Source organism: Planococcus sp. CPCC 101016, from assembly GCF_007859295.1.
Lineage (GTDB): Bacteria > Bacillota > Bacilli > Bacillales_A > Planococcaceae > Planococcus.
This window is the reverse complement of the sequence record NZ_VOHB01000004.1, coordinates 165,812-182,292: the sequence shown is the minus strand read 5'-3', so window position 1 is coordinate 182,292 and position 16,481 is coordinate 165,812. Positions and strand designations below refer to the sequence as shown.

The window sequence follows — 16,481 nt, the reverse complement described above, 5'->3', positions numbered from 1 at the left end:
GTAAATTGCGGAAGGTGATACGGTGGACACAGCTCTTTACTTTTTCTTTACAGCTGCTTATATTGGCCTTACGATTTGGGGAGTTACACAACAGCGATCGTGGAACTTTACGGCATTCTTGTATTTGGTGCTGGTTGGCTTGATTTATGATAATGGCATAATTGCAATCGGAAAATATATCGGAGAGGGATCAGTCCTGGAGAGCCTGAACCTACTTCGTTTCTGGAGCCATGCTTTCTTTACGCCGCTGCTAGTTTTGTTCTGTTGGGGAGCAATGAATCTGGCTCACATCAGATGGGCAAGACAAAGGGCAGTGTTCTACGGATTTATGCTATACACTGCAGCATTAATTATTATCGAACTGGCTCTTGAGACTTGGAGCTTAGAGCTTATGACGGAACAACAATACGGCGTATTGCGTTATGTATCAGCAGAACCCGCTTCAGGGCCGCCGATAATGGTTCTGCTTGTAACAGTTGCTCTTGTTTTTACTGGGGCAGTGTTGTGGAGAAAGGCCGGCTGGAAATGGATGCTGATTGGGGCAGTGATTATGGGCATCGGTAGTGCAGTGCCAATCCCTGTGGACAGTTCCGCGGTTACCAACGCATTTGAGCTGTTCTTGTTGTTTACACTGGTTTGGACGAAAAATCGTTTGGAAACCAATGAAAAATCAAAGGGGTTTAAAAAATGAAAAATTTCAGTTTTAAAGCACGAATCATTTATTTCGGTGCAATTGCCCTGGTTAGTCTGGCTTTCTTCGCTTTACAGCTGACGGCTGTATTGCAGGATTCAAATGGGATAGGCTCTTTTATTCTTTTAATTTTATGGGCACTTATGGCGTTATTTGGCTTGGCCGGTCTTGGATTTGCCTTAAAAAACAAGAACCGTCAGAAAAACTGACGGTTCTTTTCTTTGGGTGAAAAGACGGAATAATTCATAAATTTTGGAAATGATGAGGCCTTCGCTATATATGGTAAAGTTGGAGAATAATGAAGCAAAGGGGAGGCTATGAAATGGGAAAAAACTTAAGCCCACAGGAAGTCATTGATTTAATTGATTCGAAAGCAGATCTGATCGTTCCGATTGCCAATGGGGAGCCGATTCGGTTATTGGACATATTGGAAGAAAATGCCGAGCAATTGGATGGCGTAAAAATCCATCAGATGTTGGCTTTACGGTCGCGTTCGTACATTCAAGGGGAAATAGAACAATTGCAGCATGTTTCGTATTTCCTGAGTGGTGCTACACGGAAAGTATATCAGCAGGCGAAGATGGAACTGGTTCCAAATAATTTCCACGAAATGCCGCGTATGCTCCAAAAAGTTACGAAAATGTCGATGATTTTGACAGTGGCTTCGCCAATGGATGAGCACGGGTATTTTACTTTGGGAACACAAGCTGATTATGTGGCTGATTTCATCGGAAAGGTACCGTTTATTCTGGAAGTGAACGATCAAATGCCCCGTACATATGGCCGCAATCAAATTCATGTAAGTCAAATTTCGGGATATGTGGAACATCACGCTACTCTTTCAGAAGAAAAGATTCTTGAAGTCAGTGATAAGGACCTGCTGATTGCGTCTTCGATTATTCAGGATATTCAGGACGGAGATACTTTGCAGATTGGAATCGGTGCAGTTCCCAATGCGGTAATTAGTATGCTGACAGATCATCGTCATCTGGGCATCCATACGGAAATGCTGCCGGATGGTGTGGCAAAACTGGTAGCTGCAGGTGCGGTGGATGGAACCCGTAAATTTACGAATCCTGGAAAAATTGTCGCGACTTTTGCTTTTGGTTCCAAAAAACTATATGACTTTATTGATAATAATCCAGCGGTTGAGTTTCTTCCGGTGAGCGTCGTCAACGATCCACGGGAAATTGCAAAAGAAAAGAACATTGTCTCCATCAATTCAACAACTGAAGTCGATCTGTTCGGGCAATGTGCTTCTGAAACGGTTGGCGGAAAGTATTATTCTTCAAGCGGAGGACAAGTCGACTTTGCGCGAGGTGTCCGGTTCGCGGAAAATGGCAAAGGCTATATTTGCATGCCGTCAACTGCAAAGAACGATACATTGTCCCGCATTAAACTGCAACTTGCTCCAGGATCTGTAGTGACCACAGGAAAAAACGATGTAGACAATATTGTCACAGAGTACGGAGTAGCCCGTTTGCACGGAGTTTCCATTTCAGAACGGGCCAAGCGTTTGGCGGCAATCGCCCATCCAAAATTCAGAGAAGAATTGCTATTTGATGCAAAGAAAAATGGGTTTTTGATCTAACAAAAAAGCTGTTTCCTTGATATAAAAGGGAATGGCTTTTTTTGCTTCCTATCCAAATTTTAGCGCACCTTATGTCCAATGAGCCTGAATAAGTATGACTGAAATTCTTTGGGAACCGAAATACTTTTCTTTACAGGCAAATTAAAGAGACGTATACTTACCTAAGTAAATAAATTCGAAGGTGTGTACCTATGAAAAAACTATTGTTTCACGAAATCAATCAAAAATCCCGGTTATCCATTAAAGAAGTAAACGAGGCCATAAAGCGATTTGGGCTATATAGTTCCCAATGGTCTATTCTTTTTTGTCTGAAGCAGTTTGGTTCAATGACGCAAAAAGAGATATGGCAATATTTGAACGTGGAAGCACCGACGGTTACAAGAACCATTGTGCGCTTAGAAGAGAGCGGCTGGATTGCGAGAAGAGAAGGCGAAGACAAGCGTGAACGGATTGTCGAACTTTCTCCATTTGCCTTGCTGCAAGTGCCGGAAATTGAAAAACAGGTCAGGAATGTAGAAGAGAATTTAGTTTCCGGGCTTTCTGATGAAGAACAAAATCAGCTGCTGATTCTGCTGAAAAAAATAAATGTGAAGAGTTCTAAAGAAAAGGATGGAAAGCATGGCTGAAAAAAGACCGATTTGGACGAAAAGTTTTATTAATATTTCAATTAGCACCTTTTTTATTTTTGTTGTTTTTTACGCATTGATGACATTGATTCCTCTTTACGTACTGGACGATCTGAAAGGGACGGCAGCCCAGGGAGGCATAGCTGTTTCGGTGTTTCTCGTATCTGCCATCATTATTCGGTTTATTGCTGGAATGATTCTTGAGAAATTTGGCAAGAGGAAAATCTTAGTGATTTCGGTATTGATGTTTATGATCAGCACGTTCTTCTACGTATTGATTGGAGATTTCGAAACGCTACTTGCATTGCGTTTTTTTCAAGGCATCTGGTTTAGTCTTGTCACTACTGTAGGCGGAGCGATCGCTGCGGAAATTGTCCCGCCCGAACGCCGCGGAGAAGGACTTGGCTATTATGGCATTGCCATGAACTTAGCTGTCGTTGTTGGACCTTTCATCGGTTTGACCTTAAAACCATTTTTGTCGTATCAACTCATCTTTATGATTTTGGGATTTATTATGATTATTGGCTTCTTCTGTGTATTATCCGTTGATGTCGGAGAAGATATTCGGACGAAGAAGGAAAAAAGAAAGCTGGCGATTAGTGATTTTATCGAAAAAAAATCCATGCCGATTGCCAGCGTCGGTTTCTTGGTGTCGTTTGCATATGCCGGAATTATTGCCTTTATTTCCGTTTATGCAGAGTCTCTTGGTCTGATTAAGACGGCAAGCTTTTTCTTTATGGTCTATGCAGTAGCTATGCTTCTCGTCCGGCCATTCACGGGGCGTCTATTTGACTCTATTGGACCAAACATCGTCATTATACCTTCATGCATCATGTTCGGAATCGGCTTAATTTCCTTGAGCTTTACGACTTCTTCTTGGATGCTGCTGTTCTCTGGAGCTTTAGTCGGCTTAGGTTATGGCACGTTGCTTCCAAGTTTCCAAACCTTAGCCATCCAAGCAGCGGAAAAGCATCGCAGTGGGTATGCTACCGGTACTTTCTTTGCTCTTTATGACAGCGGATTGGCCATCGGTTCCGTATCTCTTGGAGTCATCGCTGGAATCGCAGGCTATGCAAATCTTTATTTATTGTTAGGAATTTTCATGTTCGGTGTCGCTGCTTATTATGTATGGATCATGAGCAAATTTAGAATACCTGCTAACCTATAAAAGAAAAAAAGCGGTTCACATTATTTGTGAACCGCTTTTGGTGTGAGTTGGTGTTGCTGCATTCGTAAGAGGTACAAGTTTTGTTTATCGAACTGTTAAAGTTACCGACCCCAGTTCACCATAGCTGGCTTCATAAAGCCCTCTTTCCAGCGTTTTAGGCAAAATGAACGTACCGGAAGAAATAGACATACCTTTCTTGACAGTCAATCCATGTCCAGCCAATTCATTGACCAGCCATTTGACTGCATTGACAGGATGATCCAACACTTCGGAGGAGTCGCTAGCTGCAATTTCTTCGCCATTCAATGTAAGTTTACCCGGTAACTTTTCGAGTTGAGCATAAGTGACGTTGTCTAGTGGTGTACCTGCAATGATCTTCCCGGCAACTGCACTATCTGCGATCACTTGCCCGAGGCTGATTTTTGGAAACCAATCGTCAAAACGGGAGTCGGGTACTTCAATGCCAGGTGCTACTTGGGTTTTCTCCAAAAGTGCATGGACATCGTCGGCTGCGGATAAATCTTCTTTGGCAATAAAAATCAATTCGATTTCAATCAATGGAGAAGACGTTGAATTCAGATCAATAATGCCGTCTGACAATGCGGAGGTAGTAAGGGCACCGTATAACGGAGTTTCTGATTGAAAGAGCTGTTGCGTTTCTTTACTCGTCAAGCTGATTTTGTAGCCCTTCAACTCTTCTTCGTTATCGTTGGTTTTCTTGGAAGTTACAGCGTGTTGGACCGAGTAAGCACGGTTCTTCTCTAATGAAGCAGGGATTCGTTCTTTAGAGATTGTATGACCTTCAATGTATGCTTCATATAAAGCAGTAGCCATTTCGGAATGCTGTAAGTCTATAGTTTTCATAGGTAAAGCCCCTTTCAGACGGTTTAACCTATCATAGCATTCTAACAATTTGTTTTAAATGCTCTTAAGTGCAATTCCTTATTCAGCTTTATGGGCGCTTCAGACTTTCCAGCAATAGCTGAAGAACGCCATTACCGGGAAGTCTTCCAGCACTTGTCAGAGCTAAACGGCTGCTTCCGCTTTTCTTTATAATACATAAAAATAGACAGACAAGAAATGACAGAGGCTGCCGAAAAGGATGAAGAGGTGGAAAATTTCATGGAATCCCAGATGCTTGGAAGACAGGAAATTGGGTTTTGTTCCATAAATGATGCCGCCTGCAGTATAAGAAATTCCACCTGCCACTAGCAGCAGCAAGCCCGTTAAAGACAAACTGTCCACCAGTGGCACGACAGCGAAGATGATGATCCAGCCCATAGCAATATAAATGGCGGTAGACAGCCATCTAGGTGCATGAAACCAGACCATCTTAAAGAAAATTCCGCTTAATCCTAAAATAGTAACAAGGGAAAATAAGGTCCAGCCAAGTGTTCCACCGAGTGCAATCAAACAGAACGGGGCATACGATCCTGCAATCAAAGCAAAGATCATCGAGTGGTCCAGTTTCCGCAAAAATGCAATGACATGGGGCTGTGAAATTGCTGAGTGGTAAATGGTAGAAGCTGTGTATAAGAGAATCAGGCTGATGCCGAAAATGGCGACAGCTGTTACATGCAAAGCAGATTCATCGGCATAGGCAGCTTTAAGGACCATTGCTAAAAGTGCAGCTAAAGACAATACCGCTCCAGCTAAATGCGATAAGGCGTTAAAGGGCTCTCGGATATAAGTGGTCATAAAAAACAACTCCTTGGTAGATGTAGTTATTGAAACTACATATAAAGATACTAGTATTGATATATAGAGTCAAGTTTGGAGAATTTTTGATAATGATGTAAAATAGTCAGTATGAAACACCCCAGGGAGCGAGAAAACATGGAGAAATCAAATGAACTTATCGAAGCGATGGCTTTCCATAATCAGGTTCTGCCAGAGGATATTCCGAAGATTGATCTCTATATTGATCAAGTCATTCAATTGTTCGAGTCCAGTTTTGCCGAATCGAAGAGGCATCCTGAAGAGAAGATCCTGACAAAAACCATGATCAATAACTATGCTAAAGGAAAATTGTTCTACCCGGTCCAAAATAAAAAGTACAGCCGCAACCACATCATGCTCATCAGCTTGATTTACCAGATGAAAAGCACGTTGTCGATCAACGATGTCAAACAGGTATTAAATGGCATCAATGAAAAAGCAGCGCACCAGAAATTGAATCTAGAACAGTTTTACAGTAGCTATTTGAACCTTCAGCAGGATAACTCGGAAATTTTTGCGGAGGGTTTGAAGCGCCAGGCAGAAGAAGCTGCCAAACAAGTTCGGGGGCTTGAGGATTCTGAAGAACTGGAGCGTGTACTGCTTATCGCATCATTGGCTCATACCAGTAATCTTTACCGAAGGGCAGCAGAAAAATTGGTAGATGAGATGGCGGAAGAGGTGGAGAAATAATGGTCAGAATTCTGATCGATGCAGATGGCTGTCCGGTAGTGGGGCAGACAATCGATTTGGCTAAAGCCTTCCGACTGCCGGTCATCTTGATTTGTGATACTTCTCATGAAATGCATAGGGAAGGAGCAGAAACGATTACAGTGTCAAAAGGAGCAGATGCTGTAGATTTTGTACTGGTTAACCGGGTCCGCAAGGGAGATATTGTGGTAACCCAGGATTATGGACTAGCAGCGATGGTACTTGCCAAACGGGGTATTCCGATTGACCAGAATGGACGCGTCTATTCAGATGAGAATATTGAACAATTGCTTCATGGACGCCATGTCGCCAAAAAAATTCGGCAAGGCGGAGGCAGAATGAAAGGACCGAAGAAACGGCGGCCTGAAGACAATGAGAAATTTAAAACTGCCTTAACTCTACTATTAAAGAAATCGGGGGAAAACAAAGAAAGACCTGGCATGTGAAAATGCCGGGTCTTTCTTTGTTTAATTTCAAGAGCTAGATGGTCCAACGGTCATTGATGATGGCCACTAACACCCAGTTGCCATTGCTATTCTTCTCGAATACCATGTTCAAGCTCTGCCAATCCATTCCATCATATTGAGCAGTACCAGGGAAATAGTATTCGACAATAGTCGCTTCAGGGTAAAGGCGGTGAATAAACTCATGCGTTGTTGGCTGGACAGTTCGCCCATAGCGCTCTTTGGCAGTATAGGTGGCGTCCATCAAATATTGATCATAATACTCGGCGGGTGTCAAATTGATTTCGAAGCCGCTGCCGTCCTGATAACCCCATAAATAATCGTTGGGGTCATTCATGAAAGCAGGCAGTTGTGCTTTTGTGAATGTGACGCCTCCGTTGTCGATGCAACCGCCACTGTAAGGACAGAAAGTCAATCCATCAGAGGTTCTCACATAAGCTGCAACACCAGCGAAATCTTCAGCTTGAAGGTCCGCCAGAATGTCATTGGCTGTCATAAGCAAGTCCCGTTTTTCGGGAATGAAAGACGGCTCGATGGCGCGGGCCAGAAACGCAGCAAATTGAGCCCGTGTTACCTGGATGTCCGGACGGAAAGTATTATCCGGATAACCGCGTGCAACCCCGTAATGAGCGAGCCTTGAAACCGCGTCAAAGGCGAAGTGGCCTTTCTTCATGTCTTTGAAATTATTGTCTGGAGCTTTCGGGAAATGGAGAGCTCTGTCTAACATTGTGACAGTTTGTGCACGAGTCACAGTCCAGTCAGGTCTGAAATAATTATTCGGGAAGCCGACAACAATTTCTTCTTCAACAGCAGAAGCGATATAACCGGAAAACGGATGGCTGGCGGGAACGTCTCTAAAGCCTGTTGAGCGGGAAGTATCGTCCAAATTCAGAGCTCGTCCAATCATGGCAACGGCATGGGAGCGTTTAACCGGATCGTTTGGTCTGAAGGTTCCATCAGGATATCCATTGATGATTCCTTCTTCGTACAGGTAAGCAATTTCAAAAGCAAACGGATGATCGGCAAATACGTCATCAAACAAAACAATCGCTTTGGCGGGAGACAAAAACGAACTGAACATCAGGATGGCAGCTGCAATAAAAGACAAAAAAGTCTTCATATTTATCCCTCCCTATTTGATCTTATTTTACCACATAAAAAAGTAAAAAGTAATAATTAATTGTTATATAAACTAATAAAACAAGGTATATATAAGAGTGAGAGTAGTTTTCTGCTATATGGGGAATAAAGGAGAAATACGTGAATTCAATTGAGAGAGGAGACAATTATGAAGAAAATACTTATTGTAGTGACAAATGAAGCGCTAGTTGGAGCAAGAGGTAGAAAAACGGGGCTTTGGTTAAGAGAATTAACTGATTTCTATCATGAAATTAAAGAACATTTCGATGTGGACATTATCAGTACCGCCTCCAGCCGGGTTCCGATTGATCCGCTTAGCCTGATGGAAGCCGTGGTCCATAAGCAAACACGCCACTACTACATGAATGATGAATTGATGGGGAAATTGAAAAAACCAATGACGCCTGATCAAGTCAAAGACAGGGACTATGCCGCTATTTATTTTACAGGCGGGCATGGTACAATGATTGATTTTCCTAACCATCCAGGATTGCAGCAGCTGACAGCATCCATATATGAAAGGGGCGGTGTGGTTGCAGCTGTTTGCCATGGACCGAGCGCTTTGCAGAACATCCATTTATCTGATGGGCGGAACCTGCTGGCTGGCCATGTAGTGACTGGTTTTTCGGATTTGGAGGAAAAGATAATGGGAATGTATGGGGATATTCCTTTTTCACTAGAGCAGGCCCTAAGAAACCAAGGAACTTTGTTTCAAATAGCACAGTTGCCATTTACAGCTTGTGTTATCGAATCAGGGCGTTTAGTAACTGGACAAAATCCGGCATCAGCAAGCCTTGTCGGTAAAAAGGTAAAGGAATTATTAAAAGAAGTGAACCCGGCTTAAAGTTCAGCCGGGTTCGTTTATGTTCATTCTCTTTTCTGCATAATCCATGAATTGCAGGGGATAGTTTGTTTGGATAAGGCTGATGCCGCGGTCAATAAACCAACCCCAGCCCATATCAGGATCTAAAAGAGATAGTGAGTCGGAACGGCGTGCATTTTCAGCGAAATCAAGCGCATTGCCCCACAAATTCGTTTGATCTTTAAGTTTGGAGATGATAGCCTCGGAAATCACTTCATCTTCCTCTGTATAAAAAAGAAGTTCAATTGCTGTTGGAGAAACAGTCTCCAGCAACTGATCAAGTTGGTGAAGGTTTTTGTCACTCAGCTTATGCATATAAGACATGTTTCGTGGATTCGAGTCAAAAAAAGCGATTAGTTGTTCAACAGGTTTATCGCTTTTTAACATGAAATAATCAAACAAATCATATTGTTCAACCAGAGCATAGAGTTCATGGCGCAAGTCCCATGCCTTATCCGCATTGACCATTGCCTTGCCCTTAATCATTGAAAGAACTTCGAGAAGCGTAGGCACTTTTTCTTTTGTGTTTTTTGCGTTGGATCCACCATTCAATTCTTTTAACGATAATTCCTTTATTTCTTTTAACGTCAGTTGGTTTATTTCTCCTGAGCCATTTGTCGTCCGGTCGACTGTACTGTCATGCATGAGAACAATGTGGCCGTCTTTGGTCAACTGCATGTCTAATTCAATTAAAAAGATATTGTGATCGATGCAGCTTTGAACTGCAGGAAGTGAATTTTCTGGCGCAGGATTCCAGAGGCCGCGATGAGCGACTGGAATCAGCGGGTGCTGTTTTTCCTGTAAAGCTTTAAAGAAGTCATCATAGTTGTTTAATTGCCATCCGAGGATCTGCTGATTAACCGCCATATGCTACCTCCTTATCTTTTCTTCAAGTATACAAGGTTCGGGCAAATAAGTTTATTATGAAGCTCAATAGGGTAATTTTGGAATACTCCTGTCGAACGAAAAAAGAGATGAAATAAGATGCAGAGGAGGAAATCCTGATGTCCATGATTCGTAAAGTAGTTACGGAGAATGCTCCCTACTATGTCAATCAAAAAGAGATTGTTCATGTAGTCCGAAGCTTGTTCGGGGGGCACTATGATGACATTGAACGGTTATTGCGGGTATTTGGAAACGGTCAGATTGAAGGCCGTTATTTTGCTGCTCCTTTGGAATGGTTTGAAAAAGAGCGTGGGCTAGAGGAAAAGAACCGCCTTTACGTGGAAGAAGCAGTGAAAATGGGAAGCCGCGCGGTGGCTAGGTGCCTAGAAGAAGCGCGGGTGAATAAAGAGGATATAGATGCTTTTATTTTTGTATCGAGTTCAGGAATGTCGACGCCGACTATTGACGCGCGAATCATGAATGTTTTAAAAATGCCGCCCCACATCAAGCGAATTCCTTTATGGGGGCTTGGATGTGCGGGAGGGGCATCGGGGATTAGCCGTGCTGACGATTATTGCCGTGCTTATCCTGAATCTAGAGTCCTGGTGCTTTGCCTGGAGCTGTGCAGTCTGACTTTTCAGCGATCGGATACCTCAAAAAGCAATTTGATTGGCACCTCCCTTTTTGCGGATGGTGCAGCCTGTGCTTTGGTCACGGGAGACAAAGTGGACATGTCGGGTGAAGGATTCCGTATTAAAGATTCACAATCGACTTTAATGCAGGATTCTGAGGATGTGATGGGGTGGGATATAAAAGACGAAGGCCTGCATGTAGTTTTTTCGCGTGATATTCCAAAAATAATCGAAAAGTGGCTAAAACCCAATGTAGATGTCTTTTTGAAAAAAATATCGAAGACTTCTTCAGATATTACATACTTCATCGCACATCCCGGCGGCAAGAAAGTATTGAGGGCTTATGAAAAGTCACTTGGTCTGACAGTTGACAAGACGAATATTTCAAGAGCTGTGCTGGCCGAATACGGCAATATGTCTTCGCCTACGGTTCTTTATGTATTAAAGGATTTTATGGAAAAAAAGCCAAAGAACGGAGAAGAGGGCTTGCTTACCGCTTTAGGTCCTGGCTTTAGTTCTGAAATGCTGTGGCTTGAATGGGGAGATTCAACGTTATGAGTTTCTTCTTACTGTTGGTCGGGTTTGTCGTTTTGCAAAGGCTATTGGAAATACTATATGCTCGGTTTAATGAAAAGGTCATGAAAAGGCAAGGGGCCATTGAATTTGGCGCTGGACATTATAAATGGATTGTCTTGCTTCATGTGCTTTTCTTTCTTTCGCTGCTGCTTGAAGTTTGGGCAATCGGACCAGAACCTGGAACTGGCTGGAAAATCTTTCTAGGGGCCTTTGCTATGGCGCAGTTTCTTCGTGTCTGGGCTTTATCGTCTCTTGGGCGCTTTTGGAATACTAAAATACTTATTCTGCCCGGGGCGGATAAAGTGAAGAAAGGGCCGTATCGTTGGCTGCCGCATCCCAACTACCTGGTCGTTGCTTTAGAGATTGCTTCGCTGCCTCTCATTTTTGGCGCGTGGCGAACAGCTTTAATCTTCAGTATTGCAAATGCGCTTCTGCTTCTTCTTGTGCGAATTCCGGCAGAAGAAAAGGCTTTACAGCAGCTGAAATCTTAAATGAATAAAAAAGTTGCTCACAGCTAGTTAAAAAATCATATATAGGGTATACAAGTAGAAGTGAAAGAAACCATGCATTCTTGGAGGGATTCTAATGAAAAAATCAACAATGAATACGCTTATAGGCAGTGCGCTCGCAGCAGCGTCTGGAATTTTTGTTTACAAGGCATACCAAGAAAAAAATACCGTCCGTGTAAAAGAAGATACGGATATGCGCAACAGTTCGAAAGTAGATGAGCGCGAAAGCGTTGAAGCTTTAGAAGATTCTACTGAGCAGGGGTTGTCCCAATTAGACTCTGCATACCGCGACGAATGGCAGGCAAATGCCTTCCCGCAAACTCATAAAGAGATGCGCGAACTTGAAGAAGATAAATAAAACACGGTAAAAAGCGAAAGCAAAGCTTCTCTTTGTTTTCGCTTTTTTGCGTGCTGGAATTTTCCAGCATTGCAGGAAAGGCGGAGGACAGATTTGTGGATCAGGAAACCATTTTTTGAATATACAACCGCGGTGCTGCTTGTTGCTATCACTTTATTTTTTCTGGGGAAAATTGATTATATTTTCGAACCATTGCGGATCGTCATCGCTACTATTTTTGCCCCTATTTTAGTAGGAGGACTCCTTTATTACCTGCTGCGGCCTTTTGTAAAATGGCTTAGGCAGTATGTGCCCAAAATTGCAGGAATCGGAATCGTCTTTACAATTATAATTTTTGTTTTATCCATTCTAATTTATTTTTTCGGACCTATTGTTTCATCCCAAGTTGAAAGCTTTGCGGATCTGGCTCCTGAAAAGGTAGAAGAAGTAACGGAGGAATCGGACACCTTATTATCCGGTTTACAGCTGGGGGGAATCTCAGGTCCGCAGATAAAAGCATGGGCGTTGGATTATTTGGAGAATCTATCAGAAGGTTTACTGGATAATGTAATGAACATTTTAGCAATGCTTATGAATATTGCCATTGTGCTGATAGTGGTTCCTTTTGTCCTGTTCTTTCTATTGAAGGATGATGAAAAGTTCGTGCCGCATTTAATAAAGTATTTACCTGAAGAGCATAAGCTTGAAGGCGAAAAACTACTAACAGATGTTGATCGGACTTTATCGACATTTATTGTGGGTCAGGCGATTGTAGCTGCTGTAGTGGGAATATTAATGTATATCGGATACCTGATTATCGGACTGGATTACGCTCTGAGTTTAGCGATCTTTGCCATGTTTCTGATAATTGTCCCATTTTTAGGTCCCATCATTGGAATCATCCCTGCTTTATTTGTCGCATTAATGAGTGGAGATCTCTGGATGGCAGTAAAAGTTGTACTGGTTTTACTAGTAGTTCAGCAAATTGAAGGGAATTTGATCACGCCAAATATAATGGGCAGCCGACTGAATATTCATCCGCTGACGATTATTCTGTTGCTGATGATTGCGGGGGCTCTATATGGGTTTATCGGTATTTTAATAGCCATTCCGACATATGCAGTAGTGAAAACCTTGGTCCATAACTTCCGATTATTCATCCGTTTGCGCAGAAAAAGAGAAGTGGCGCAACAAAGAGGTTAATTAGTACTGGGTTATTTTGCAGAATGTTGGTTATTTTCTATCAAAGGTTATGGAATTGAGAAAATTATGATATATTATTATTTAGATTGACCGAAGAAAGAAAACAAGGGGGCAATAAAATGAAGAAGTGGAGTCTTTTAGCACTATTGATTGCAATGATGCTCGTGATCGCAGCATGTGGATCCGATGAAAGTGAAGAAGGTGCGACAAGCGGTGATAGTGGAACTGAAGGGGACACATATACAGTAGGGATTGATACAACCTATCCGCCTTTCGAATTTGAAGTGGACGGCGAATATACAGGAATCGATATTGATTTGATTAAAGCGATTGCTGAAAACCAAGGATTTGACATTGAATTCAGTCCGATGGATTTCGGAGGAATTATTCCGGCTTTGCAGGCAGGTCAATTGGATGTAGCAATTGCCGGCATGAGTATTACAGATGAACGCAAAGAAGTGGTCGATTTTTCTGATCCTTACTTTGATGCAGGACTGTCTCTTGTTGTAGCTGAAGACAACAATGACATCACTGCTTTGGAAGATCTTGAAGGCAAAACTGTAGCTGTCAAGAGCGGTACAACCGGTGCACAATTCGCTCGTGACAATGAAGACGAATATGGCTACTCAATTGCACAATTCGAAGACAGCCCATCTATGTTCCAGGAAGTTTCTAACGGCAATGCCGATGTGTTGCTGGAAGATTATCCGGTCATCGCCTATGCGATTGCTGAAAGTGGTCTTGCTCTAAAAACAGTCGGTGAACGCCTAACTGGAGATCAGTACGGAATTGCTGTATTAAAAGGTGAAAATGCAGAGCTTCTTGAAAAAATCAATGCTGGTCTTGAAGAATTGCGTGCTAGTGGAGAATATGACGAAATTCTTGCGAAGTATATCGCAGAATAAAAAATAAATGCAGCGCGCAGAAGCGCGTTGTATTTTTTTATGCAAAGGGGATATTTGTATGGATACAATTGTTAATGCTTTTCCATATTTGATGGAAGGGCTGCAAGTTACGTTATACATTTTTGCAATCGCCATCGTTATTGGGTTTCTAATCGGATTGATTATTGCACTGTTCCGATTGGCGCCGCTTAAAATCCTAAACTGGATTGCGAAAATTTTTGTTGACGCTATTCGGGGGACTCCGTTCATCGTCCAGCTGTTCTTCATTTATTTCGGCTTGAATTCATTGGAATTTATCTCTTTGGATAATACAACAGCAGGTATTGTGACGGTTGCCATCAACGCAGGTGCTTACTTCTCGGAAATTATCCGTGCCGGAATCCAATCGATTGATAAAGGGCAGACAGAAGCAGCACGTTCACTAGGATTGAATTCAACACAGAACATGCGTTACATCATTTTGCCGCAGGCTTTCAGAAGAATGCTGCCGACCATCACCAATCAGGCGATTATTTCATTGAAGGATACATCCCTGTTGTCAGTAATTGGGGTAGCGGATTTGACACAGGAAGGTCGTATCCAGGCCAGTGCAACATTCGATGCTTTTAACGTGTACTTAATCCTAGGGATTATTTACTTTGTCGTCATATACTTGCTCTCCATGCTGGCGAGCTTTGTAGAAAGGAAGTTTGTTTTGCGATGACTATGATCAGAGTAGAAAACTTAAAAAAATCATTCGGCAACCTGGAAGTCATTAAAGATATGAGTACCGTAGTGGAAGAGAAAGAAGTGATCTGTGTCATCGGTCCCTCAGGATCCGGAAAAAGTACGTTCCTTCGCTGCTTGAATCGGTTAGAGGAGATTACCGGAGGGCATGTTTATATCGAGGGAGTGGATATTACTGACCCGAAAGTGAATATCAATCAAATTCGCCAGGATGTTGGCATGGTGTTTCAGCAGTTCAATTTGTTTCCTCACAAGTCCGTACTGGAAAACGTCATTCTGGCACCGATGAAAGTGAAGAAGAGCGACAGAAAAGCCAGTGAGAAAAAAGCCTACGAATTGTTGGACAAAGTCGGCTTGCGTGAGAAAGCGAAGGCTTATCCAGGTGAGCTTTCCGGCGGACAGAAACAGCGTGTCGCGATTGCACGTGCGCTCGCAATGGATCCCAAGATCATGCTTTTTGATGAACCGACTTCGGCACTCGATCCCGAGATGGTAGGAGATGTACTGGATGTCATGAAACAACTGGCACGTGAAGGAATGACAATGGTCGTGGTTACACACGAGATGGGGTTTGCCGCTGAAATGGGGGACCGCGTGCTGTTTATCGATGGTGGTTACATTGTAGAAGAAAATGTACCGAAGGAATTGTTCGGCAATCCGCAACACGAGCGGACAAAAGCGTTTTTGAGCAAAGTTTTGTAAAAAATGCGCCTGTGGGCGTGTTTTTTTCTGCCTATTTTTTTTAGGGAAACGTATTTAGTCAGCAATGAATCGTATTTTCAGATTTGTCGATCGCAAAGCTCGAAAAAGCCGCACAAAACCCGCACTGGGTATACATTCAGGGCGGGTTCACTCGTTTTTTTCACAGTCCTTTCGATTTAGGGAATATAGTATTTGTTAAGAATTTCATCGTATTTACCATTATCGCGCAGTTCTTGAAGGCCAGCGTTAATTTGTTCAAGCAGCTCGTCATTTTCTCCTTTTAACACAGCGATGCCATATTGTTCAGTAGTCAATCGCTCTTCTACAATTTTAATTTCCAAGTCTTTCGTGCTGATAGCATAAGCTATGACTGGATAATCTTCCACGACTGCATCTAAATAGCCATTTTTCATTTCCGCAAACATAGTGGGACTTTCATCGAAACTGGATATTCTATAACCGAATTCGTCGCGATTATCGTAAAGATACTTAGAACCGGTAGTTCCATTTTTTACCCCTACCACTTCTCCTTCCAAATCTTCCAGCGAGTTAATTTCCGTGTTATCTAAAGTAACGGCAAGAGCTAATCCAGCATCAAAATAAGGGTCTGAGAAATCTACAATTTCTTGTCGTTCCTCTGTAATACTCATTCCAGCAATCGCGATGTCCAAATCTCCGGCTTCCAAGGCGGGGATAATTTCATCGAAATTCATTGGATTGAACTCAATTTCAAATCCCTGAAGTTCCGCAATCGCGTTCATCAATTCAATGTCAATTCCCGTGTACTCACCGCCAGATTGAAATTCAAAGGGTGCATAAGAAGTGTCAGTTCCCACGACATACGGCTGTTCTTCTGTACTCATTGTTCCTTCTGGGTTTTCGACTGTTTGTTCTTCTCCGGCAGACCCGCTTTCTTCTTCAGATTGTTCACTTTCCTGCGTGCAGGCAGCAACCATAATTACCAGGGCTATAAGCAGCAGTAAGAAAAAGAATTTCTTCACCTGACCCACCCCCTGTATGATAAAACTCTTACGATT

At 42.6% G+C, this 16,481-nt stretch carries 20 protein-coding genes; 15 read left to right on the top strand and 5 right to left on the bottom strand.

Features of this window, described 5'->3' with window-relative positions; translation table 11 throughout:
* Window positions 1–22 precede the first annotated feature (22 nt).
* The 5 genes from FQV26_RS15220 to FQV26_RS15200 all read left to right on the top strand — a co-directional run bounded on the left by FQV26_RS15220 (window position 23) and on the right by FQV26_RS15200 (window position 4,076).
* The gene (locus FQV26_RS15220) at window positions 23–691 is read left to right on the top strand and encodes a hypothetical protein (protein ID WP_146558418.1); all 669 of its coding nucleotides are present in this window, start codon (window positions 23–25) and stop codon (window positions 689–691) included.
* Window positions 688–900: a hypothetical protein gene (locus tag FQV26_RS15215; protein ID WP_146558416.1), complete on the top strand. Its 213-nt coding sequence runs from the start codon at window positions 688–690 to the stop codon at window positions 898–900. The genes FQV26_RS15220 and FQV26_RS15215 overlap by 4 nt, the downstream gene beginning before the upstream one ends.
* A 113-nt stretch (window positions 901–1,013) precedes the next feature.
* Entirely contained in the window at window positions 1,014–2,282 is a 1,269-nt protein-coding gene (locus FQV26_RS15210; RefSeq protein WP_146558414.1) for an acetyl-CoA hydrolase/transferase family protein, read from the top strand.
* Between the two features lie 191 nt (window positions 2,283–2,473).
* A complete protein-coding gene (locus FQV26_RS15205) occupies window positions 2,474–2,908 on the top strand; it encodes a MarR family winged helix-turn-helix transcriptional regulator (protein ID WP_146558412.1) in 435 nt (144 codons plus the stop codon).
* Window positions 2,901–4,076: an MFS transporter gene (locus FQV26_RS15200; RefSeq protein WP_146558410.1), complete on the top strand. Its 1,176-nt coding sequence runs from the start codon at window positions 2,901–2,903 to the stop codon at window positions 4,074–4,076. The genes FQV26_RS15205 and FQV26_RS15200 overlap by 8 nt, the downstream gene beginning before the upstream one ends.
* A gap of 84 nt (window positions 4,077–4,160) precedes the next feature.
* Here FQV26_RS15200 and FQV26_RS15195 read toward each other — a convergent pair whose 3' ends face one another.
* Entirely contained in the window at window positions 4,161–4,940 is a 780-nt protein-coding gene (locus FQV26_RS15195; protein ID WP_146558408.1) for a 2-keto-4-pentenoate hydratase, read from the bottom strand.
* A 186-nt stretch (window positions 4,941–5,126) separates the two neighbouring features.
* A complete protein-coding gene (gene trhA / locus FQV26_RS15190) occupies window positions 5,127–5,774 on the bottom strand; it encodes a PAQR family membrane homeostasis protein TrhA (protein WP_146558406.1) in 648 nt (215 codons plus the stop codon).
* Window positions 5,775–5,912: 138 nt separating this feature from the next.
* On the opposite strand from trhA, the gene FQV26_RS15185 reads away from it, so the two are divergent.
* Both FQV26_RS15185 and FQV26_RS15180 read left to right on the top strand, forming a co-directional pair.
* Window positions 5,913–6,485 carry a DUF1836 domain-containing protein gene (locus FQV26_RS15185; RefSeq protein WP_146558404.1) on the top strand — a complete coding sequence of 191 codons (573 nt, stop codon included), beginning with the start codon at window positions 5,913–5,915 and terminating at the stop codon, window positions 6,483–6,485.
* Window positions 6,485–6,949: a YaiI/YqxD family protein gene (locus tag FQV26_RS15180; RefSeq protein ID WP_146558401.1), complete on the top strand. Its 465-nt coding sequence runs from the start codon at window positions 6,485–6,487 to the stop codon at window positions 6,947–6,949. The genes FQV26_RS15185 and FQV26_RS15180 overlap by 1 nt, the downstream gene beginning before the upstream one ends.
* Window positions 6,950–6,983: 34 nt before the next feature.
* On the opposite strand, the gene FQV26_RS15175 is transcribed toward FQV26_RS15180, so the two are convergent.
* On the bottom strand, window positions 6,984–8,087 hold the full coding sequence (locus FQV26_RS15175) for an S-layer homology domain-containing protein (RefSeq protein WP_146558399.1): 1,104 nt from the start codon (window positions 8,085–8,087) through the stop codon (window positions 6,984–6,986).
* 168 nt (window positions 8,088–8,255) lie between these two features.
* On the opposite strand from FQV26_RS15175, the gene FQV26_RS15170 reads away from it, so the two are divergent.
* Window positions 8,256–8,951, top strand: coding sequence for a type 1 glutamine amidotransferase domain-containing protein (locus FQV26_RS15170; protein WP_146558397.1), 696 nt, complete (start codon window positions 8,256–8,258; stop codon window positions 8,949–8,951).
* Window positions 8,952–8,954: 3 nt separating this feature from the next.
* Here FQV26_RS15170 and FQV26_RS15165 read toward each other — a convergent pair whose 3' ends face one another.
* A complete protein-coding gene (locus FQV26_RS15165) occupies window positions 8,955–9,836 on the bottom strand; it encodes a glycerophosphodiester phosphodiesterase family protein (protein WP_146558395.1) in 882 nt (293 codons plus the stop codon).
* A gap of 137 nt (window positions 9,837–9,973) precedes the next feature.
* Between FQV26_RS15165 and FQV26_RS15160 the strand changes: the two genes are divergently transcribed.
* The 7 genes from FQV26_RS15160 to FQV26_RS15130 all read left to right on the top strand — a co-directional run bounded on the left by FQV26_RS15160 (window position 9,974) and on the right by FQV26_RS15130 (window position 15,444).
* A complete protein-coding gene (locus tag FQV26_RS15160; RefSeq protein ID WP_146558394.1) occupies window positions 9,974–11,044 on the top strand; it encodes a type III polyketide synthase in 1,071 nt (356 codons plus the stop codon).
* Window positions 11,041–11,553, top strand: a complete 513-nt coding sequence (locus FQV26_RS15155; RefSeq protein WP_146558392.1) for an isoprenylcysteine carboxyl methyltransferase family protein — start codon at window positions 11,041–11,043, stop codon at window positions 11,551–11,553. The genes FQV26_RS15160 and FQV26_RS15155 overlap by 4 nt, the downstream gene beginning before the upstream one ends.
* A gap of 94 nt (window positions 11,554–11,647) precedes the next feature.
* Window positions 11,648–11,929 (top strand): hypothetical protein, encoded by a 282-nt coding sequence (locus tag FQV26_RS15150; RefSeq protein WP_146558390.1) that lies wholly within the window; start codon window positions 11,648–11,650, stop codon window positions 11,927–11,929.
* A 93-nt stretch (window positions 11,930–12,022) separates the two neighbouring features.
* Entirely contained in the window at window positions 12,023–13,111 is a 1,089-nt protein-coding gene (locus FQV26_RS15145; RefSeq protein WP_146558388.1) for an AI-2E family transporter, read from the top strand.
* A 119-nt stretch (window positions 13,112–13,230) separates the two neighbouring features.
* On the top strand, window positions 13,231–14,016 hold the full coding sequence (locus FQV26_RS15140; protein ID WP_146558386.1) for a transporter substrate-binding domain-containing protein: 786 nt from the start codon (window positions 13,231–13,233) through the stop codon (window positions 14,014–14,016).
* Window positions 14,017–14,074: 58 nt separating this feature from the next.
* A complete protein-coding gene (locus FQV26_RS15135; protein ID WP_146558384.1) occupies window positions 14,075–14,719 on the top strand; it encodes an amino acid ABC transporter permease in 645 nt (214 codons plus the stop codon).
* Window positions 14,716–15,444 (top strand): amino acid ABC transporter ATP-binding protein, encoded by a 729-nt coding sequence (locus tag FQV26_RS15130; RefSeq protein WP_146558382.1) that lies wholly within the window; start codon window positions 14,716–14,718, stop codon window positions 15,442–15,444. The genes FQV26_RS15135 and FQV26_RS15130 overlap by 4 nt, the downstream gene beginning before the upstream one ends.
* Before the next feature lie 176 nt (window positions 15,445–15,620).
* On the opposite strand, the gene FQV26_RS15125 is transcribed toward FQV26_RS15130, so the two are convergent.
* Complete coding sequence (locus FQV26_RS15125) at window positions 15,621–16,445, bottom strand: transporter substrate-binding domain-containing protein (RefSeq protein ID WP_146558380.1); 825 nt, start codon at window positions 16,443–16,445, stop codon at window positions 15,621–15,623.
* Between the last annotated feature and the right edge of the window lie 36 nt (window positions 16,446–16,481).